The 22828-nt window shown below is 32.8% G+C and carries 17 protein-coding genes; 5 read left to right on the top strand and 12 right to left on the bottom strand.

What is annotated here, in order from left to right:
- On the bottom strand, positions 1–1689 hold the full coding sequence (gene dnaX / locus SA378_RS05700; RefSeq protein ID WP_318525021.1) for a DNA polymerase III subunit gamma/tau: 1689 nt from the start codon (positions 1687–1689) through the stop codon (positions 1–3).
- 269 nt (positions 1690–1958) lie between these two features.
- On the opposite strand from dnaX, the gene SA378_RS05695 reads away from it, so the two are divergent.
- The 3 genes from SA378_RS05695 (at position 1959) to SA378_RS05685 (ending at position 3347) form a co-directional block, all read left to right on the top strand.
- A complete protein-coding gene (locus SA378_RS05695) occupies positions 1959–2186 on the top strand; it encodes a hypothetical protein (protein ID WP_318525020.1) in 228 nt (75 codons plus the stop codon).
- Positions 2167–2478 carry a YbjQ family protein gene (locus tag SA378_RS05690; RefSeq protein ID WP_318525019.1) on the top strand — a complete coding sequence of 104 codons (312 nt, stop codon included), beginning with the start codon at positions 2167–2169 and terminating at the stop codon, positions 2476–2478. Before SA378_RS05695 ends, SA378_RS05690 begins: the two co-directional genes overlap by 20 nt.
- Positions 2479–2609: 131 nt before the next feature.
- On the top strand, positions 2610–3347 hold the full coding sequence (locus SA378_RS05685; RefSeq protein WP_318525018.1) for an AIR synthase related protein: 738 nt from the start codon (positions 2610–2612) through the stop codon (positions 3345–3347).
- A gap of 127 nt (positions 3348–3474) precedes the next feature.
- On the opposite strand, the gene rpmE is transcribed toward SA378_RS05685, so the two are convergent.
- From rpmE to glpX, 3 genes are all read right to left on the bottom strand, one after another.
- On the bottom strand, positions 3475–3675 hold the full coding sequence (rpmE, locus tag SA378_RS05680; RefSeq protein ID WP_318525017.1) for a 50S ribosomal protein L31: 201 nt from the start codon (positions 3673–3675) through the stop codon (positions 3475–3477).
- A gap of 126 nt (positions 3676–3801) precedes the next feature.
- A complete protein-coding gene (rho, locus tag SA378_RS05675) occupies positions 3802–5217 on the bottom strand; it encodes a transcription termination factor Rho (protein ID WP_318525016.1) in 1416 nt (471 codons plus the stop codon).
- A gap of 185 nt (positions 5218–5402) precedes the next feature.
- On the bottom strand, positions 5403–6380 hold the full coding sequence (glpX, locus tag SA378_RS05670; protein ID WP_318525015.1) for a class II fructose-bisphosphatase: 978 nt from the start codon (positions 6378–6380) through the stop codon (positions 5403–5405).
- A 201-nt stretch (positions 6381–6581) separates the two neighbouring features.
- On the opposite strand from glpX, the gene SA378_RS05665 reads away from it, so the two are divergent.
- Positions 6582–7394, top strand: coding sequence for a 3-keto-5-aminohexanoate cleavage protein (locus SA378_RS05665; RefSeq protein WP_318525014.1), 813 nt, complete (start codon positions 6582–6584; stop codon positions 7392–7394).
- Positions 7395–7540: 146 nt separating this feature from the next.
- Here the strand turns inward: SA378_RS05665 and SA378_RS05660 are convergent, their stop codons facing one another.
- Together SA378_RS05660 and SA378_RS05655 are read right to left on the bottom strand one after the other, a co-directional pair.
- A complete protein-coding gene (locus SA378_RS05660; RefSeq protein WP_318525013.1) occupies positions 7541–8602 on the bottom strand; it encodes a D-alanine--D-alanine ligase family protein in 1062 nt (353 codons plus the stop codon).
- Positions 8595–10007: a UDP-N-acetylmuramoyl-tripeptide--D-alanyl-D-alanine ligase gene (locus tag SA378_RS05655; RefSeq protein WP_318525012.1), complete on the bottom strand. Its 1413-nt coding sequence runs from the start codon at positions 10005–10007 to the stop codon at positions 8595–8597. The genes SA378_RS05660 and SA378_RS05655 overlap by 8 nt, the downstream gene beginning before the upstream one ends.
- A 209-nt stretch (positions 10008–10216) precedes the next feature.
- Between SA378_RS05655 and SA378_RS05650 the strand changes: the two genes are divergently transcribed.
- Entirely contained in the window at positions 10217–11341 is a 1125-nt protein-coding gene (locus SA378_RS05650; protein WP_318525011.1) for an SLC13 family permease, read from the top strand.
- A gap of 32 nt (positions 11342–11373) precedes the next feature.
- Here the strand turns inward: SA378_RS05650 and SA378_RS05645 are convergent, their stop codons facing one another.
- From SA378_RS05645 to SA378_RS05620, 6 genes are all read right to left on the bottom strand, one after another.
- Positions 11374–12786 carry a stalk domain-containing protein gene (locus SA378_RS05645; protein WP_318525010.1) on the bottom strand — a complete coding sequence of 471 codons (1413 nt, stop codon included), beginning with the start codon at positions 12784–12786 and terminating at the stop codon, positions 11374–11376.
- A 254-nt stretch (positions 12787–13040) separates the two neighbouring features.
- Positions 13041–16598, bottom strand: a complete 3558-nt coding sequence (gene nifJ, locus SA378_RS05640) for a pyruvate:ferredoxin (flavodoxin) oxidoreductase (protein WP_318525009.1) — start codon at positions 16596–16598, stop codon at positions 13041–13043.
- 280 nt (positions 16599–16878) lie between these two features.
- The gene (gene hprK, locus SA378_RS05635) at positions 16879–17793 is read right to left on the bottom strand and encodes an HPr(Ser) kinase/phosphatase (RefSeq protein WP_318525008.1); all 915 of its coding nucleotides are present in this window, start codon (positions 17791–17793) and stop codon (positions 16879–16881) included.
- A 32-nt stretch (positions 17794–17825) separates the two neighbouring features.
- On the bottom strand, positions 17826–19661 hold the full coding sequence (gene uvrC / locus SA378_RS05630; protein ID WP_318525007.1) for an excinuclease ABC subunit UvrC: 1836 nt from the start codon (positions 19659–19661) through the stop codon (positions 17826–17828).
- Positions 19662–19860: 199 nt separating this feature from the next.
- Complete coding sequence (gene nrdJ, locus SA378_RS05625; RefSeq protein WP_318525006.1) at positions 19861–22215, bottom strand: ribonucleoside-triphosphate reductase, adenosylcobalamin-dependent; 2355 nt, start codon at positions 22213–22215, stop codon at positions 19861–19863.
- 322 nt (positions 22216–22537) lie between these two features.
- Positions 22538–22828: isocitrate/isopropylmalate family dehydrogenase (locus SA378_RS05620; protein WP_318525005.1), on the bottom strand; the 291-nt coding region annotated here is incomplete at its 5' end.

Genomic DNA, 22828 nt, shown 5'->3' with positions numbered 1-22828 from the left:
TCAATCCTCCTGCTTAAATTCTACTATTTCTTCACCAAATTCATTTTTTAAATCTTCATATATATCTTCTATTGTTTGCTTGGGTTTACTGGATTTTTCTTCTTTTTTTATAATATATTCAACTTCACAATCTTCATTTAAAAAGTTGCTTAAAATTTCCTTGAATTTTAACTTGTTTTTAGGTTGGTTCGCAGCATTTATATGAAATGTAAATTTTGCATCGAATTCAAATACTGCTTTTTTATTATTAACTTCTGTAAGATTGCATTCTCTGATAATAGCCTGTAATCCGGCATTTTCACTTCTTACTTTCCTGAGAATTGTCTGCCATCCTTTAATTATGGCATTAAAAATAGCTTCATCACTTTTATTTTCAAATGATTTTTTTTCCTGCACCGGCTCTGATACTTCTCGATTTCTCGTTCTTTCTAAAGTATCCGTTTTCTTTGTTTCTGTTGCAACTTTACTATCTTGTAAAACTTCTTGTTTTTTCACAGGTGCTTTTGTTTGCTTTTTTACATCTGTATTATCATTTTTTACATTATTTTCAAGGTCTTCAATTCTTTTAATAAGAACATCCATATCTGTATGATTTACTGTATGAATCATTTTTATTAGCTTGGTTTCTAATAAAACCCTTGGATTTAATGACCGTTTACATTCTAACTGAGCAGTTGATAATTCTTCAATTATATTGACAATTTCATCAACCGAAACTCTTGTGCTTGCTTTTTTAAGTTCTTCTACTTCGTCTTCTGATACTCTCATTAAACTATCTATTGAATTGGTTGTTTTTATAATAAGCATATTTCTAAAGCATATTATCAATTCATCAAGGAAAAATGTAATTTCCTTTCCACTATTTAAAATATCATCAACTATAGCCATAGTTTTTTCAATGCTTTTTTCCATTATAGAATTTGCTGCTTTCATTATGACCTGATAATTTACTGTTCCCAATAAATTTATTACCGTTTCATAATCAACCAAGTCGTTATTGAAGGAAACGCATCTGTCTAATATGCTTAAAGCATCTCTCATTGCACCCTCTGAATTTGCAGCTATGAGTTTTAATGCCTTTTCTTCATATTTAACATTGATTTCATCACATATGTTTTTCATATTTTCTACAATGACTTGAGATTTAATTCTTTTTAAATCAAACCTTTGACATCTTGATAAAATCGTTGCTGGTATTTTTTGAGGTTCTGTTGTTGCAAGAATAAATAACAAGTGTTCGGGCGGTTCCTCGAGAGTTTTTAAAAGTGCATTGAATGCACCTTTTGACAGCATGTGAACTTCATCGATTATATACACTTTGTACTTGCTTTTTACAGGAAGAAATTTTACTTTATCCCTGAGTTCTCTTATATCTTCAACTCCATTGTTTGAAGCTGCATCCATTTCTATGACATCCATATTGGTTTCATCCAATATGCTTTTGCATATTTCGCATTCATTGCAAGGATTGCCATCATGATTGTTAAGGCAATTTACTGCTCTTGCAAATATTTTAGCAGTTGATGTTTTTCCTGTACCCCTAATACCGCTGAAAAGATAAGCATGCGCGATATTATCCGACAATATTTGATTTTTTAAAGTCTTCGTAACATGCTCCTGTCCTAGTACATCATCAAATATTTTAGGACGGAATTTTCTGTATATTGCTTGATGCGACAACTTAACCACCTGACCTCATTATGGTAATTTTTAAATAATTATAGCACAAAAAAATACAATGCACAACAACATTCCACACTCCTATTTTCATTTTACCATTATTCGCCTCTTAGAATAATAAATAAAATTTTGCATAATGACTAAATATTAATTTATTACAAATAATTATCTAAGTACTAGTTAAGTTGTGCATTTAGGTGAAGTTTTACGTTTACTTATATTTTTCTTGTATATTAAGATTTAGATGATATAATTTATACAAGAGAGGAGATTTTCGTATGAAAAGTTCTAATAAAAAGCTTATAGCTCCAATGGTTATTACAGTCTTACTTGTTGCATATTTAGTTGTATTCTTCGTTACATGTATTTATATACCAATTCCTACGATTGGGAAAATTATTGGTTCTCTTATCCCACTAGCGCTTATTGGCGTTAGCATTTATGTATTAATAGAAAGAATAAAAGAAATAAGGAGCGGTGAAGAAGATGATCTTAGTAAATACTGATTATATTTCCGGAAAAGAATTTGAAATGCTAGGTATTGTAAAAGGAAGTACCATCCAAACCAAAAATATCGGCAAAGATATTACTCAAGGGTTTAAAACTTTAGTAGGTGGAGAATTAAAGGCTTACAATGAAATGATGAACGACGCTCGTGCTCTTGCTACAAAGCGAATGGTTGAAGAAGCAGAAGCTATGGGAGCTGACGCCATTGTAAATATTCGTTATGCCTCCGCATCCGTCATGGCCGGAGCAGCTGAAGTTATGTCTTATGGAACAGCAGTTAAATTTAAATAGATAAAGATTAAAGTATATAGTTGTACGAATGTACATATAGTAATTCTAATTTTATAAAATACAATAATTGGTTCTTTGTAAAAAATTTGCTGCATGTGGTAAAATTAGTATTATTGTCCAAGGAGATTAAAGTGGAAATAAAACAAATTAGAGACTTAACTGTAATCAGTATAGATGAAAACAGATATTTGGGAATTGCCTGCGATTCTTGCGGTGGAATAGGATGCAAGGAACATGATGTTGTGAAGGCCTCCCCGCAGCTTACTGCTTACCAGACCGGAAAGGTTGTTCTTGCTGAACTTATGAGCATGGGATTTACTCCTATGATAATGGCTGACGGTCTTGCTGTTGAAATGAATGATACGGGGAAACAACTCATAGAAGGATTCCAGGAAGTGTTGTCAAAATTATCAACAAAAGTTCATTTGACAGGAAGCACTGAAGAAAATATAAAGACCGTTCAAACTTCTATGGGTGTAACTTGTATAGGCATATGCGATAAAAATAAGTTAAAATATAAAAAAACCGCTGAAAATGATGTATGCATGCTTCTGGGTCTTCCTCTTGTAGGAAATGATGTGGTAAATAATCCTGAAAAAATTTTAGATGTTGACGATTTTGAAACTTTGTATCTTTGTGATTTTATAAAAGAAATTGTTCCTGTAGGTTCAAGAGGAACTGCAGCGGAATTAGAAGAATTGTGTGAATACAATCAGCTTAATTTTAAATTTAAGAATAATATTTCTGTGAATTTAAAAAATTCCGGAGGTCCTTCCTGCTGTTGTTTAATAACACTTGAAGATAATAACATTAGAATGGTTAGTGGTTTAGTAAACAAACCTGTTGAAATTATAGGAACATTTTATTAATATAATTCTAATTAAATAATATAAAGGAACACAATCAGTTGTTGTTAATGATGTGTTCCTGATTTTTTGCAAAACTAAAAAGCAAATCCGAAATATTGTCGGATTTGCCCTGAAGTGCATTTGCAAATTATTCCATGTTGTATTTTTTCTTAAATCTGTCAACTCTTCCGCCTTTATCGATAAACTTTTGTTTACCAGTAAAGAATGGATGGCATTCTGAACATATTTCAACTTTGATTTCGTCTAATACTGAACCAGTTTCAAATGTATTTCCACATGCACAGTGTACAGTAACAGTTTTATAATCTGGATGTATTCCTTTTTTCATCCTGTTCACCTCTTTCTTAATCTATATATTAATTACATAATATTATCAATTTACCTTCAGTATTATATCATAAGGTTTTATATAATACAATGTTTTTTTGCTTCTAATTTTTTCATGATACTAAATCTAATAATTTCTGTCAACAAGATCATCTTTCATTTTTTCTATATTTAACATTTGTGTTGATGCCTGTTTAACAAACTCATCATTTGACTTGGTCTTTATCAAACCATCGATTATTCTTTCAGTAACATCTGCTACTGAAAAATTGCTCAAAGCTTTTCTTAACTGCCAGATAGTCTGCATTTCTTCGCCATTTAGCAAAAGTTCTTCTCTTCTTGTACCGGACTTATTTATATCAATTGCAGGGAATACTCTTTTTTCTGAAAGCTTTCTGTCAAGATGAATTTCCATGTTTCCCGTACCCTTAAATTCTTCAAATATCATATCATCCATACGGCTTCCTGTTTCAATAAGAGCACTAGCAAGTATTGTCAAACTTCCGCCAAACTCAATGTTTCTTGCAGCACCAAAAAATCTTTTTGGTCCATATAAAGCTCCAGGATCGAGTCCTCCTGACAATGTCCTGCCTGTTGGTGTAATTGTAAGATTGTATGCCCTTGCAAGTCTTGTGATGCTGTCCAGCAATATAACAACATCCTTGCCTTGTTCTACAAGTCTTTTAGCTCTTTCTAAAACCATCTCTGCAACCTTAATATGATTTTTAGGAAGTTCATCAAAAGTTGAATAAACTACATCTCCTTTGACGGACCTTTTCATATCTGTAACTTCCTCAGGACGCTCATCAATTAACAACATAATTATTTCAATTTCAGGATAATTTTCAGCTATACTGTTTGCCATGTTTTTTAAAATAGTTGTTTTTCCAGCCTTTGGAGGCGCTACAATCATACCTCTTTGTCCTTTTCCTATAGGTGCTATTAAATCTATTATTCTCATTGTAATTTCAATAGGAGATTTTTCAAGCTTTATTCTTTCATTGGGATATATAGGGATGAGTGTGTCAAAATCTTTTCTGTTTCTTGCAAACTCTGGATTTTCATCATTTACTTGTTTTACGTACAATAATGCTTTGAATTTTTCACCTTGCTTTGGAGGTCTCGTGATTCCTGTAATTTTATCGCCGGTCTTCATGTGAAATCTTCTGATTTGAGAAGGAGATATGTATACATCTTCATCACTGGTTAAATAATTATTGGTTCTTAAAAAACCATACCCGTCAGGGTGTGTTTCCAATATACCTACTACTTTTACTGCATCTTCTCCGCTTGATTCAATTTCTTCAACAATTTTTTCTGGTAAATTCATTAATTGGTTATCGTTATTTATATCTTCTTCAATTTCAATTTCATTATTGATTGTTCCGTCATTGTTTTCCGATTCGTTCAAATTTTCATAATAATCTTTTAACTTTATAAGCAATTCTTCTTTTTTATATTTATAGGCATCATGAATTCCTTTAGTTTTTGCCAGTTCCTTAAGCTCTGAAAGTTTCAAACTCGTCAATTGGTTTTTCTCCATAAAAAACCTCCACATACAATATTTGGTTTTTGCTATTTCTAGGAAAATTAAGGTGAGTGTTAGGTAAGTGCTACAATGATATCATTTAATTAATTAATAGTCAAGAATAATATTCCCTATGCAGCCATGTAAAAATTGCAATTTTTTTAAAACTCAAGTACCAGATACTTGAGTTTTATGTTGCATTATTTAACATATGCATAAAGAGGTTTTTTATCTAAAACATGGATTGTATCAATAAAACGGATTGTTCCTGATTTAGAACGTGTAACCATTGAAAATGTTCTGGCCCTGTTGTTCGCCATATATCTTACACCTTTTAAAAGTTCTCCGTCAGATACTCCTGTTGCAGCAAAAATAATGTCATCACCTTTTGCTAAGTCTTCCATTAAAAGAACTCTGTCCCATTTGTCTCCAGCCATTTCTTTGCATCTTCTTTTTTCTTCTTCATTATCAGGTGTTAAAATTCCTTGAAATTCTCCCCCAAGACACTTGATAGCTGCTGCAGAAATAACTCCTTCAGGTGCTCCGCCTTTACCAATCATCATATCAACTCCTGATTCGTCAAAACATGTAGCAATAGCGGCAGCAACATCCCCGTCTCCAAAAAGTTTAATTCTTGCTCCAACAGCTCTTGCTCTATTTATAAAATCGCTGTGTCTATCTCTATCCTGCATTATTACGGTTACTTCAGTAATATCCTTATTCAATGCTTTTGCAACATTGTACAAATTCTCTTCAATAGGTGCGGTAATGTCTATACAACCTGCTGCTTGCGGTCCCACTGCTATTTTATGCATATACATATCAGGAGCATGAAGCAAACATCCTCTTGGAGCTACAGCTACAACAGCCAATGCCCCAGGCAACCCCTTTGCAACAAGTTTTGTTCCGTCAAGAGGATCTACAGCTATATCTATTTCCGGAGAACCTTCTTCCCATGTTCCTATTTTTTCTCCTATATAAAGCATAGGCGCTTCATCCAATTCACCTTCGCCTATAACAACAGTACCTGAAATATCAAGAACTTGAAACATGCTTCTCATTCCGTCAACTGCTGCCTGATCAGCTATTTCCTTATTTCCTCTGCCCATATATTTACCACAGCCAAGAGCTGCTGCTTCTGTAACTCTCACTATATTCAATGCCAATTCTCTATCCATGTTTTTTATCTCCCTTTTCGGTTATATTACGAATAGTATAGCATATATGAATAATTTTGTGAAGTATGATGCATTGTAATTTTATTCCTTTTGTTATCAATAATATACTAAAATTTAATTAAATTTTCACGAATAATTGACTATATTATTCAAATACGGTAAAATGGAACTAGGCAAAAAATTATAAAATTGGAGGTTACAATGGAAAAATTAATTATTACTGCTTGCTTGACCGGAGCAGAAGTAACAAGAGAACAACAACCAAATCTTCCTCTTACACCAGATGAAATTGCTGAGGCAGCATATCAATGTTATTTAGCAGGAGCATCAATGGTTCATGTTCATGCAAGGGATAAAGAGGGCAATCCTACACAAGATTATGAAGTCTACAAAGAAATTAAAGAAAAAATCGAAGCTAAGTGCAACATTATTTTCCAACCATCAACAGGAGGAGCTACTTGGCACACTCCAGAACAAAGAATGCAACCGATTGAATTAAGTCCTGAAATGGCAACATTAAGCATGGGTACTTGCAATTTTGCGGATGATGTATTTATGAACACAGAAGAAAATATCAAAATATTTGCAAAACGCATGAATGAATTAGGAGTTAAACCAGAATTAGAATGTTTTGAAAAAGGAATGGTTGATTCATCTATTCGTTTGGCTAAAAAAGGATTAATCAAAACACCTATGCATTTTGATTTTGTTCTTGGAGTTCCCGGAGCAATGGGTGGAGAATTGAGAGATTTATTATACATGGTAGAATCAATACCGTCTGACTCCACTTGGACTGTTGCAGGTGTTGGAAGATATCAGCTTCCTTTAAATATGGCAGCTATAATACTAGGAGGTCATGCAAGAACAGGATTTGAAGATAATATTTATTATAAAAAGGGCGAACTGGCAACATCTAATGCTCAATTAGTCGAAAGGGTTGCAAAAATGTCAAGGGAACTTGGACGTGAAGTTGCAACGCCAGATGAAGCAAGAGTTATACTTGGATTAAAATAAAAAAATATAGGAGATTTTTCACCGTGTTCAGTTTGACATGCAAGCACTGTCATTTTGAGCGCAGCTCGAAGAATCTCCTATTGTTTGTTTATCTATCGGCTGTTTATATATTGCCGCTTCATTACTTGTCAATTGCTAATCTTTTCTTATTTCTCCATTGCCAAATCAACTAATTTTACAATTAAGTCCTTATATTCTATACCTATTTTTTTAAGCATGGATGGGTATCTGCTTAAATCAGTAAGCCCTGGAATAGTATTTATTTCATTTAAATAGATCTTGTTTTCAGGAGTAACAAACATGTCTACTCTTGACAGTCCTTTGCAACGCAACGCTCTGTATGTTTTTTCAGCTACTTGTTTTGCTTCTTTTTTCAATTCATCGCTTATGCGTGCAGGACAGTAAATTTTAGAATTGTGCTGAGAATATTTTTCAACATAGTCAAAAAAGTCATTTTTTGTATCTATTTCATCTACTTCACCGATTGTAAGCTCTTCATTGCCCACAACTGCGCAACCTATTTCAAAGCCTTGTATCATTGATTCGATAATAACTTTGTGATCATATTCAAAAGCTTCCATAATACCTTTTTCAAATTCATCATAGTTTCTTATTTTGCTTATTCCTAAAGATGAGCCATTGTTGGCTGGCTTAATAAACATAGGAAGAGACAGTTTTTTATATGCTTCATCATACAATTTCTTTATATTTAGAGTGCTTGAGTTAACAACTGCCATAAAAGGTGCTGTTGCAATTCCTGCCATTTCGCAAATAACATGGGTGAATTCCTTGTCCATTGATACAGCAGATGAAGTCATATCACATCCCACAAAAGGAATTCCTGTCATTTGACAAAGTCCCTGAATTGTTCCATCTTCGCCATTTCGACCGTGAAGAACAGGAAAAATGCAGTCAATCTCTATTTTCTTAAATGTGTTGTTTTCTTCGTCAAGCTTTATGAAGCCTTTAAAATCATTGTCCATGCTCAATAAAACAGGGCTGAGTTTTTCCTTGTGCCATGTGTCATCATTAACTTTATCTGCATTTCCCTCAAAGTGAAGCCATTTTCCATCCTTGGTAATGCCAATCAGCGTAACATCAAACAATTCCTGCGGAACATTTTTAATAATTGCTGCAGCAGAGTGCAATGAAACTGAATATTCATCAGATTTGCCACCGAACAATATCGCTAGTTTAGTTTTATTCATTTTTCCCCTCCGTTTCTTTTAATGCGCAATCCTTTAATTTATTTGCTATATATTCAAGCTTTAAAAACCTCGATCCCTTAATAAGCATTGTGCAATTTTCTTCTATATATTTGCTTAAATATTCAGTTGCTTCTTCTTTTGTATCAAATTCTACAATATTTTTAATGTTTGTATTTTCCCTTGCTCCCTTTGCCATGAATTTAGCTTCTTGACCAATTGTAACAAGTTCATCAATGTTGTGGTGAGCTAAATCTTTGCCCACATTGTAATGGGTGTCATGGCTCATTTCCCTGTAACCAAGCATATCACCCAACACTGCGATTTTCTTGTTTGAATTGAATAACTCAAATATTTCCAAAGCAGCGTTTATGCTCACCGGATTTGATTTGTAACAGTCATTAAGAACAGTACATTCATTTATTTTTATAACTTCATTTCGAAGTCCTGTTTTTTCGATTTTTAATAAGCCCATACGGATTTCTTCGCAGTTCATGCCGAGTTCTTTTGCAGCCAGTATTGCCGCCATGGCATTTAAAGCTTGATGTTTTCCAAGCATTTCAACGTGGAGTTCTTCAAAATTTTCATCGCTTACTTTGAATGTTATACCATCTATATCTTCCTTAAATTCTTCAAGCCACAAAGTGTTGTGCTTTTGAAGACCAAAAGTTTCTTTTCTTATACTGCTTTTAATTTCAGTATCTTTTACTGTTTTTTCAATTAACTCATCATCACCAAAATAAATAAATAGTCCATTGTCCTTTATTCCATTAACAATTTCAAACTTTGCTTTTGCAATTTCTTCAATACAAGAAAAATTATCTATATGAACGAGACCAACACTTGTAATTATTCCTATATCAGGCTGTACAAGACGAGTTAAAAAGTCGATTTCGCCTTTTCTTTCCATTCCCATTTCTATAACAGCAACTTCACAGTCTTCATCTAGACTTAAAATTGTAAATGGAACTCCTATTTCAGTATTGTAATTGCCCATGGTTTTTTGAGTTTTATATTTTTGAGACAGTATGCCTGCAGTAATGTCCTTTGTGGAAGTTTTACCGTTGCTTCCTGTTACTCCAACAATTTTAACGTTCAGCTTGTTTCTGTAAGCAAGCGCCAATTCCTGCAACGCATTTACTGTGTCATCAACCAATAAAACTGCAATACCTTCCGGTGGATTAGGTTCATCTTTATTCCAAAGAGTAGCCACTGCACCTTTTTTTATTGCATCGCTTATGTAGCTGTGCCCATTTGTAGTAAGCCCCTTAATAGGAACAAAAAGATTGTTTTCATTAACTTTTCTTGAATCTATGCATGTGCCGATTATATATTTGTCCGTTTCACAGCCGCCAATGCACTGTGCATTTAATATTTCAGCAGCTTCCTTAATTTTTATTTTTATCATCATAGCCTCTATGTTGTTAAAATTTTGTAAGTATTAGTATATCAACTAATTATATTGTAATTTTCTTAATTTTACAAGGACAAAAAAGCAGACATGTGAAACAGACACGGAGACGTTTCATCTGTCTTTTTTTATAAAAATACTTCTTAAAAACAAATCTCATTTGTGATATAATGTCCCTTGTGATTTGAAAATTTCAGGAGATACATATGAAAAAAATTATAATAACTCTTAAAAAAGAAGCCGTATTAATAATATCATTTGTTGCAGCACTAATAACGTCTTGTTTTGTTCCACCTTCAGCAGAATATTTATCATACATTGATTTTAAAGTTCTGGCAATACTTTTTTGCCTTATGGTAATAGTTGCAGGCCTAAAGGAAATAGGACTGTTCAATGTGCTGGCAGAAAAAATGACATCCGGTTCCAGGAATACCAGAGGACTCTTTTTAAGTTTAGTATTAATTTGTTTTTTTAGTTCAATGCTTATTACTAATGACGTAGCTTTAATTACTTTTGTTCCATTTTCAATTTTAGTTCTTACAATTACCGCTCAAACTGAACATTTGATTAACGTTGTTGTAATGCAGACAGTTGCTGCAAATCTTGGAAGTATGCTCACTCCTGTTGGAAATCCTCAAAATCTTTATCTTTATTCTTTTTTCAATATGGAAGTTTCAGAATTTTTTAAAATAACACTTCCGATTACTTTAGCAGGGTTAATATTGATATTTGCTTTTTCTATTTTTGGTAAGCGAGAACTTATTAATGTACAGTTTAATACAACAGGAAAAATTGCTGATAAAAGAAAAATGATTTTATATATGCTTTTGTTTGTTTTGTGCCTGACTACAGTTTTTCGATTTGTTGATTATAGAATTACTTTAGCAATTGTTTTTGCAGCAGTTATGTTATTAGACAAAAATTTATTACTTAAAGTTGACTACAGTTTGCTGGCGACATTTGTATTCTTTTTTATATTTACTGGAAATATAGGAAATATTGAACCTGTGAAGAACTATTTATCTTTGCTTATTGAAAACCATGAATTAATTTATTCGATTCTTTTAAGTCAGGTATTGAGCAATGTACCTACCGCAGTTCTTCTTTCTAATTTCACAGAAAACTATAAAGCTTTGATCGTTGGCACAAATGTTGGAGGTCTTGGTACTCTTGTTGCTTCTTTGGCAAGTTTAATTTCTTTTAAATTATATGTTAAAACGGAAAATTCAAAACCTGTTAAGTATCTTGCAGTGTTTACAGCAATTAATATTCTTATTCTTTTGCTTTTATTAATATTTTCAACATTGTTTATTTTAAATATAAAGCAATAAAAAATCCGAATTCCTTCGGATTTTTTTATTGCTTACTTTTCTATTGTTGCTGTTGACAATCCTTCAACTTGATTATAGTTTATTTTATATCCTAACTTTTCGAAATCTCTAACTTTTACCATGGTTTTAGAATCTATCAATAAGCCTGTCATATCAATCTTTTCATTGTTTCTTACTACATAAGCTTTTTTATATTCATTGTCCCACTGCACTTCTTCACCAAATTGCTCACCAATATATCTCAAAGGTAAATAAACTCTGTCTTCTATTAATGAATAAGGCTGAGAATCCCAGTCTGCCTTTCCATCTAATCTCGATATATCTACTTGTACGCAGAGATCGTCAGCATACCACTGGAGTTGAATTTTTTTCACTGGATTAATTTTATTTTCTGTCTTATTATATAAGTCTTCAAGTTCATCTATTGCTATTATTCCTTCTGTTACATCAATTTTTTCAACAACCTGAGGTGTAATCACAGTATTAGAAGACAATTTGCCCATTAGGGAATTTTCATATACTATTTCTGCCTGACATATTTGTCTATACGAATTCCCTTCTTTATAAATTTTTTCTTTTATTCTACTGCCTTGAAACATTTCTTCATATAATTTTAATTCATCCGTTTCCAATATTAAAACTGCTTCATCAATAAAATCATAAAAATCTTGTCTGCTAGCTTTTAATTCTGCAATTAGTTCTTCTTTTTCTTCTGCTGTCACATCTTCAAATTCAGTGCTGTTGTAGATTTTTTCAACGTATTTCACTGTTTCATCAAAAACCAATTCCTTGTTTTCACTTATATATGTAATCAACCTTTCAATAAATTCCACGGTACTTTCAGGAGTAAGTTCCAAGGAATAACCATTGGTCACTTTAGTTATTAGTTTAGAATCAAATCCTTTAAAGGCTGTTGTTAAATATTCCATTGCGTCATCATATAAATCTGTGTATGAAACTTCGTAATGCATGCCTTGCGTTTCGTCTAAATCAGTCAATAAAATGTATTCAATCTCTTTTAATTCACTATTATACATTTCTTCTATTATTTTTTCGCTTTCCGAAGCACCATTTAACAAGTTTTCATAAGCAACTATTTCTAATATGGAATTTTTAGAAACGTATAATTTATTGTCTGCTATTTTAAAATTAATAGGTTCTTCTATCCCTAATTCATTGACTTTGAAAATTAAATCAAAAGACATGTACATTGACTGCAAATCTTCAATATTGACCACACCTTTCAAATTCAAGTCAACATTGTAATCATCTCCTGCCGCTTCTTTTGAAATTTCAATTTGAGTGCTGTTATTAAAACTAAATTGTGTTACATTTCCTATTTCCTTTGATAAATTCAAATACCCTAATTCATTAACCCCACATCCTGTTAGTATTGAAATTACCATTATAATAACTAATGCCATTGAAACTGATTTTTTAAACATGTTCCCCGCCTCCTTGTATTTTTAACACTGCATGTTCTGTTATCGTTTTCATCGATGATGAAACTAACTTACTGCAATTAAATCCTAACAGCTACATTATATATTTTACTACACTTTTTTCTTTGTTACAACATAAAACATTGCACATCACAGTTTCATTCTGAAATGGGTGCAATGGGGACAGTCCCCATTGCATTTTTTAGATCAAAAAAGACAGTTCTTTTATAAGAACTGTCTTAAAAATACTTTTCTTATTAATATTTCATTTCAGCCATTCTTACATAACCGTCATATCTGTCTTTAGCATCTTTTTCTGCTTTAACATATAATTCTTCAGCTGTTTCTGGGAATGATCCTTTTAATGAAGCATATCTTACTTCGCCTTCAAGGAATTCTCTGAATGAAGCTTTTGGTTCTTTAGAATCTAATACAAATGGATTCTTTCCTTCTTCTTTAAGAAGTGGGTTGAATCTGTATAAATGCCAGTATCCAGCTTCTACAGCTTTCTTTTCTCTGTCTACAGTCTTACCCATTCCTGCTTTAATTCCGTGGTTGATACATGGAGCGTAAGCGATAATCAATGATGGTCCGTTGTAGCTTTCTGCTTCTTTCAATGCTTTCAAGAACTGATTCTTGTCAGCACCTATAGCAACTTGCGCTACATATATGTAGCCATATGTTGTTGCTATCATACCAAGGTCTTTTTTCTTAATTTTCTTGCCTGAAGCTGCAAATTTAGCAACTGAAGCAGTTGGAGTAGACTTTGAAGACTGACCGCCTGTATTTGAGTAAACCTCTGTATCGAGAACAAGAATGTTAATATCCTCGCCTGATGCCAACACGTGGTCTAATCCGCCGTATCCTATATCATATGCCCATCCGTCTCCACCGATTATCCATTGAGATTTTTTAATTAAGTAATCTTTTTTGTCAAGAATATTATTTACCGCAGCCACACATTCATCACATGGTTTATATCCTTCAAGAACTGCAAGAACTTTCGCAGATGCTGCTTTTGATTCTTCACTTAATTCTCTGGCTGCAATCCATTCTTGGAAAGCTGCTTTTACTTCTGAATCAATATTTTTATCCAACAATGATTCCATTGATAATTGGATAGAATCTCTCATTTGTCTAACAGCTGTTGCCATTCCAAATCCGTATTCAGCATTGTCTTCAAACAATGAGTTTGCCCATGAAGGTCCTCTTCCATTTGCATCTGTTGTATATGGTGTAGCTGGTGCAGATGCTCCCCAAATTGATGAACATCCAGTAGCATTTGATATCATCATTCTGTCGCCGAATAATTGAGTAATAGTTTTAACATATGCAGTTTCTCCGCAACCTGCACATGCTCCTGAAAACTCAAAGTATGGTTTGCAGAACTGGCTGCCTTTTACAGTAGTTTTTTCCATTAAATTATCTTTAATTGAAACTGATTCACTTGCATATTTCCAGTTTGGAATTTCTGTTTCAACTTCTTCAGCAATCGGAACCATTACTAATGCTTTGTTCTTAGCAGGACAAACATCAACACAGTTTCCGCAACCTGTACAGTCTAAAGTACTTACTTGCATTCTGTATTCTAAACCTTCAAGTCCTTTTCCTGTTGCTTTAATTGTTGTAAAGTTTTCCGGTGCATTTGCTTTTTCTTCCGCATTTACTAATTGTGGTCTGATACATGCATGAGGGCAGATAAATGCACATTGATTACATTGAATACAATTTTCAGGTATCCACTTAGGTACACTTGTTGCTACACCTCTTTTTTCATATGCAGCTGTTCCCTGAGGGAATGTTCCGTCTTCAATGCCTAAAAATGCACTTACAGGAAGGCTGTCTCCTTCTTGTCTGTTCATAACTTCAGCAACATTTTTAACAAAATTAGGTTTTTCTTCATCTGTGAATGGTAAAACCAATCCGCTGTTATCACTTGTATCCTTAGCATCTTTCCATTCTGCAGGTATTTTTATTTCAACAAGTTCTGAAATTCCTTTTTCAACAGCAGTTTTATTCATATTTACTATTGATTCACCTTTTTTACCGTATGATTTAACAATAGCACCATTTAAATATCCAACTGCTTCATCAACAGGTATAACATCAGCTAATTTAAAGAATGCTGATTGAATAATCATGTTAGTTCTGTTTCCAAGTCCTATTTCTTGTGCAATTTGAGTAGCATTAATAGTGTAGAATTTAATGTTGTTATCTGCCATATATTTTTTATACTCAGCTGGCAAATTAGTTTCTAATTCTTCAGGTGACCAGATTGTATTTAACAAGAATGTTCCGCCTTTTTTAAGTCCTGTCAATACATCATATTTTGAAACATATGATTGTTGTGACAATGAAACAAAGTCAGCTTCATCTATTAAATATGTTGATCTTATTGGTGATTTACCGAATCTTAAATGAGATACAGTTACTCCGCCTGATTTTTTAGAGTCATATGAGAAATATCCCTGAGCATACATGTTAGTATGATCACCGATAATTTTAATAGCATCCTTATTCGCTCCAACTGTTCCGTCAGAACCAAGTCCCCAGAATTTACATCTAACTGTTCCAGGAGCTGAAGTGTTTACTACTGCAGGTGTTTCTAATGATTTAAAAGTAACATCATCAACAATACCGATTGTGAAATCATTTTTAGGTTTATCTGCTTTCAAATTGTTGTATACAGCAAATATCTGAGCAGGTGTAGTATCTTTTGAACCCAAACCATAGACTCCACCAACTATTACTGGTTGTTGTTCTTCTTCATAGTATAATGATTTTACGTCTAAGTACAAAGGCTGACCTACTGAACCTGGTTCTTTGCATCTGTCAAGCACTGCTATTTTTTTAACAGTCTTAGGCATAACATCAAAGAAATACTTTGAAGAAAAAGGTCTGTATAAGTGAACTATTACCATACCAACTTTTTCACCTTTTGCAGTCAAATAGTCAATTACTTCTCTTGCAGTTTCAGTAACTGAACCTATTGCTACTATTACATGCTCAGCATCTGGAGCACCATAGTAATTAAATGGTTTGTATTCTCTTCCAGTAATTTTGCTCATTTCTTTCATGTAATCATTTACAATATCAGGAACAGCATCATAGAATTTATTTGAAGCTTCTTTTGCTTGGAAGAATATGTCTGGGTTTTGTGCGGTTCCTCTAGTTACAGGATGTTCAGGATTTAAAGACCTGCTTCTGAATTCTTTTACAGCATCCATATCAACAAGCTTTGCTAAATCCTCATAATCTATTTGTTCAATTTTCTGAACTTCATGTGATGTTCTGAATCCATCAAAGAAATTTAAAAAAGGAACTCTGGATTTTATAGCTGTTAAGTGAGAAACAGCTGAAATATCCATTACTTCTTGAACACTGCTTGATGCTAACATAGCAAAACCAGTTTGTCTTGCTGCCATAACGTCAGAGTGATCTCCAAAAATAGACAATGCATGGCCAGCTAACGCTCTTGCTGTTACATGGAATACTCCTGGTAATAATTCTCCTGCAATTTTATACATGTTTGGTATCATCAGCAACAATCCCTGTGATGCTGTGTAGGTTGATGTCAGCGCACCTGCTTGCAATGAACCGTGAACAGCGCCTGATGCTCCTGCTTCTGATTCAAGTTCAGTTACTCTTACAGTCTGCCCAAATATGTTCTTTTTACCATGTGCAGCCCAATCATCCACTAATTCAGGCATTGGTGAAGAAGGTGTTATAGGGAAAATTGCAGCTACTTCTGTAAACGCATATGATATGTACGCCGCAGCTGTATTTCCGTCCATAGTTTTCATAACTTTTGACATTAATGTTTCCTCCTATATATTGTTATTATATAATGTAACCGTTAATAATATTGTTTATTAAAATCAATACCGACTTTGATTATATCTTATAAAATTGTTAATTGCAACCACAAATAATGCAATATTTACTATTATTGTTAAGCAAGCTTATAAAATAAACCAATACCCAATACTAATCTTGCTAAAATTAGTCATTCAACGTTTTCATATATATTTAATTAAACTATTAACAAATAAAAAACTTATTTTTTTTGCAAGATAATGTTATAAAAATTCATTTTTATTTTCGTGTTAAATTATGAAACTTTTTATTATATGTTTCAAGCGGATTATACCCTAACAATTTTTGCCTGTAGTTTTTAGCTGCTATTTCTACAATTGCAGATATGTTTCTTCCAGGTTTAACCGGAACTACTACGGTTGGAATTTTTACACCAAGTATTTCAGTATATTCTTCATCCGCACCTATCCTATCATATTCTTTGCTTTCATCCCAATCTTCAAGTTCAATAACCAATTCAATATATTGTTCCAGCCTTATGGACCCGACTCCAAACAAATGCTTAATATCAAGTATTCCTATTCCTCTGATTTCCATTAAATGCTGTGTAAGTTCAGGGCACGTTGCTTTTAATCCATTGTCTACTTTTTTTATTATTACTGCATCATCTGCAACCAGTCTATGTCCCCTATTTATAAGTTCAAGAGAAGTTTCGCTTTTTCCAACACCACTTTTCCCTTTTATCAATACACCCACACCAAAAACTTCAAGACACACTCCATGAATTGTTGTTTCTTCTGCAAGTTCTTCCTCCAGAAAATTTATCATTACATTTACTAATTTGTCTGTTTTTTCATATGATTTTAAAACAGGCCTCTTGTATTTTTTTGCATAATAAATCATATCTTCATCTATATCCATATCATTTGCAACAATTAGAGCTGGTATAGGAAAGCTAAAAAATTTATCTAATCTTTGTTTTTTTACTTCTTCATCCAAAGTCTTGATATAATAGGTTTCTGATTTTCCCATAACTTGAACTCTTTCAAAAGAAAACCAATCAAAATATCCTGCTATTTGAAGACCTGGTCTTATTATTTCAGGCGTATAAATTCTAGATTGTATATCTTCCGGATAATAAACCTTTTCTAGTCCTATATAGTTTATTAAATCCTCAAGTTTAACGTACTGCATATAATTACCATCCTTATTCTAATTGTTTATTATTACTCATTAAAATAATGATAAACGGACTCTGCTGCTTTTACATTCATTCCCGAAACAGCGGACAATTCTTCCACACTTTTATTTTTTATATTTTCAACTGATCCAAATTCTCTAAGTAAATTTAATTTTCTTTTCTCCCCAATGTTCTCGATATTGTCAAGGTCTGACTTAAATAATGTCTTATCCCTTAAATTTCGATGATATTCAATTGCAAACCTATGAGCTTCTTCTTGTATTTTGTATATAAAGCGGTACACAGTATCCGTCTTTTTGAATTCTATTTCCTTATTATTATATATCAAGCCTCTCGTTGTATGTTTGTCATCCTTGATCATACCACATACCGGTATATGCAGTCCGTAGTTGCTCAAGACACCTTCCGCAATATTAGTTTGTCCTTTTCCTCCGTCAATCAAAATCAAATCAGGAATTTTATTAAATCCATTCAAATCTTGACCTTTGTCTAGTCCTCTATTTACTCGCCTTTCAAGAACTTCTTCCATGCTTTTGTAATCATTTGGACCATTAACTGTTTTTATTTTAAAACGGCGGTAATTGCTTTTACTAGGGATGCCCTTTTCAAACACTACCATCGAGCCAACAGATTCAACACCTTGAATATTTGAAATATCATATGCTTCAATACGCATTGGCAATTCATCAAGCATTAAAATATTTTTAAGTTCTTCAACAGCTTTCATGCTTTCGTCAAGGTTTTTCTTTATTCTTTGGCTTCCTTTTTCTAAAATTTCAAGAGCATTCTTTTTAATCATTTTTATAAGCATGCTTTTCTCGCCTTTAGCAGGAACTTTTAAAGAAACTTTGTTTCCTCTTTTTTTAGACATTAAATTTTCAAACACTTCCATATCTTCTATTTCGGCTTCAATATATATTTCTTTAGGAATATACACCGTGCCTGTATAAAACTGCGATAAAAAGGAACTTATTATTTCTTCTCTTGTTTCATTTTCTATATTGGTAAGGAGATAATGCTCTCTTCCCATAATCTTTCCGTTTCGAATAAAGAAAATTTGTATACAAGCCTCTTCTATACCCATTGCGCTACCTATAACATCTTGATCGGTGCTTGAGTTAGCAGATACTATTTTTTGTTTTTCTGCAATTAATTCAATAGCATTTATTTGATCTCGATATTTCGCGGCCACTTCATACTCCATATTTTCAGAAGCTTTCAACATTTTTTCCTTTAATGACAATAACAAGTCATCTTCCTTGCCTGACAAAAAACTTATTGCTTTATTAACTTCATCTCTATATTCCTTTATGTTGATATTTCCCATGCAAGGAGCTGTGCATCTGTTTATATGATAATTCAAGCATGGTCTCTGATTTTTCTTTGTACCGTCAAGTTTTAAAGAACATTTTCTCAGCTTGTACAGACTGCCAATTATATCTATGATTTCATTTACTGCATACACGCTGGGATAGGGACCAAAATATTTTGCTCCATCCTTTTTGACTTCCCTGACTTTGTAAATACGAGGATATTTTTCCTGAACAGAAATTTTAATATATGGATATTGCTTGTCATCTCTAAGCAATGTATTGTATTTAGGCCTGTACTTTTTAATTAAGTTTGCCTCAAGTATTAATGCTTCTACTTCATTGTCAGTTATGATATATTCAAATTCAGAAATATTTTTAATCATAGCTTGGATTTTAGGAGTATGATTTTTAGATTGGAAATATTGTCTTACCCTTTTTTTTAAATTTTTGGCTTTGCCTACATATATTATTTCGCAAAATTCATTTTTCATGTAGTATACACCGGGGTTATCGGGTACTTTTTTTAACTCTTCCTGTATATCAAACATTTTATCTCCTATAAATTGATATATGTATTATACCACGTTTGCCCTAATATTAACATAATATTCAAATTAAATTTGAATTAATTTACAAATTCTTAAGATAGTAGTGTTAATGATGTGAGACTGGTTTAGTTTTCCTAAAATAACAGGTTTGTATACAAAAAGGCTGCTTTAAGAAGCAACCTTTTAAATTAATCAATTATTATCTTATTGGACATATTCCAGAATCGCAGCCTTCATTTCCAATATCCAATATTTCTTCTTGTACTTCATACTTGCTTAAGAGTGAAGGAATAAATGGTTTCATTTCCTTTAATCGTTTATTGTATTCTTCTTCCGTTATTGATTCATAAGGCATCAGCTGGTAAAAGCTATCGTCTAATGACAGGAATGAAAGAGCAACAACATCATTCCAATTATCCCATACCCATTGTTCAACCTGTTCCCATTCATTGTCTCTTACATGCACTGTAATAGAACAATTGTGATCAACATAATTTTCCATGAACAATTTATAGTTCTCCAATTGTTCAATAGCTGTAACGTCATATTTTGTTATGCCACGAGGTGCTTTTTCAGGAAACTCAATAACTTTGGTTGTACAAGTTTTTATTTCCTGTCCAACTTCAGGATGAATTGAATATCCAAGTTCTTCACAAACCTTCACTAATGGATCATGACTGTTAATTCTTACTCTTCTTAAAAAATATGGAGAGTGAGAATAATGTACACCACTTGATACTCCAGGAAGCTGTGACAATGTTCCTTCCGGTTTAATTGTTGTAACTAAAATAGGAGCACTTTCACCAATTTCTCCGGCATAGCGTTCTACCTCATCCTTGGCTACATCTTTCAGTTTTCTTAAAAGTGATGCTTGCTGCTCTTTATCAAGCGCTGCAGCATTGACCATATCCTGCCACCCTGTCAATGAACATCCTGTAAGTTTATCCCTTTGCTGAACTCTATCCCACTGTGACAATTCAAGCTCTACACATGTCATTCTGTAACCCGCTCTTGCTGACAAACGCTGAGCCCTCAATAATCCTTTTTCATCCAGTATTCCATTTTCATCTACAAAAGCAAATACATTGATGGTTGTTAAATTACACAATCCTTTATTGTCTAAGAGAATTTCGCCACACGGGTTAACTCCGTTCATATTTGTTCTTCTCTTATTCCCCGCTTCTTCATTAACCCATCCAGGTTCTCCTGAAAAACGCATTTGTTCAATTTGCCATTTCAATTGTTCCCTTGTAGGCTTTTTCCTGTAATAAATAGAGTTGTTGCTCATTGAGCGATGAATTATATCTTTGTCAACAATCCATTGTCCGTCTATTTGTTTATAAAGCTTATTTTTTGCTTCGATACAATCAGAATCGTCATAATCAATAAGCATTATTTCTGCAGTTCTTCTTACTCCACCCACAACAACATTCTCTCCTATGATATTGGCAATATCAAGGCAATCAATTGGTTTTAATTTAAAGCGTTCTTTGCCATCAATAGCACCACGCTTTTTAATTACCGCATCTATTTTGCTAAACATGTTTTTCATGCTTGAATGACCGCTTGCAGTTCCACCAAAAGTTTTAAGAACTTCACCCTTTGGTCGTACATTGTTATAATTTATAATAACAGTATTAACATTTCTGTATTCACTGCTGTTTATTATGCTTAAGAAATGATCCAGTGCCTGTACCCAGCCTTCTTTGCTATCTCCAACAGTTATTTTTACAGAATTATTCTGACTGAATTCCACACCTGTATTGTCTTCCCTTTTAGCTTTTTCAGTAGGTGAATAATCTTCGTGCATAATTTTATAATTAGCTCTCACTTTTGGAAGTTCTTCAACATCGCTTTTTAATATTCTTACACCAACTCCAGAACCTATCATCAATAAATAAAACAAATCTCTGAAAGCATGGAAATCATTTATTATTTCAAATGCACAGTTGAAATTTGCCATTGGGTAATTGTATGAAACAGGAGTTCCTCCAACCCAAAATGTTCTTCCTGATAAAAATTGTCTTAAATTAAAAATATTATCATATAACTGTTCTGCTTCTTCTTTTTTAGTAGGAACAAGACTGCAGTTGTATTCAACCGCCCTTCTTACAGTTTCCCACCAATATTCTCTTCTTCTTTCTTCAGGAAGCCACCTGGAATAAGTTCTGTAATAAACAAAGTTTCCAAGCTGATTCATAGGAGAACCAATATGTTTATACTTACTTATGAATTCTTCACTTAAAAGTTTATAATCTTTTCTTTTTCGAGAATCTCTTGACTTATCTCTTTCATATCTATATAGAATATATCTTTTAGCAACATCTTTTCTCTTGCTATCCATCAGTTCATTTTCAACCATATCCTGTACCATCTCAACTGGTATCGGAAAATTTTTGTTTGATAATTCGTCTTGAATTCTAATGCTTATTTCTCTAGCCAGTCCTTCATCAACGCCATCCTTAGTTTCTTTCATAGCCTTGATAATTGCATTATCAATTTTTTCAGCATTAAAATCGACAAAATGTCCCGTTCTTTTTAATATCTTAATCATACCCATCCCTCTTTTTCTATAGTTCTTTTATAAATAATACGTTTAAAGTGATACTACATATTGTAGCATCAACCCATTAAAGTGTCAATACAGCACAATATATAGATTTATTTTAACAAAGTATAACAAATGCTGAAATATAAACATTATATAGAATATATCGAATTTTGTTATAAATTGAAATAAAATTCTTTACTGATATTTCAACGAATTCCTAATTTCTTAATAAATCTTAATATATTCTGGCGCAGTGCACAAAAAAATTAAAAATCTCTCAAACAGTATTATTGCCCAAGAGATTTTTTTGATTTCATTTTTATTATTATAATTCTCTTATTAATTCATCTTTAAATTCAGTTGTACTCAGAAGTCCGCCAATATCTTTGGTGTGAAGATCTTTGTTTTTCAAAACTTTTTTCAATGCATTTTCAATTTTTAATGCTGCTTCTTCTTCGCCAATATATCTTAACATCATTATACCCGACAGAATTGCTGAAGTGGGATTTGCAATGTTTTTTCCTGCAATATCAGGGGCAGAACCATGGACAGGCTCAAATATTGCTGCATCGTCTCCGATGTTGGCGCTTGGGGCCATACCAAGTCCTCCGATTAA

Source organism: Sedimentibacter sp. (assembly GCF_033447055.1).
Lineage (GTDB): Bacteria > Bacillota > Clostridia > Tissierellales > Sedimentibacteraceae > Sedimentibacter.
This window is presented reverse-complemented; position numbering and strand designations above follow the sequence as displayed.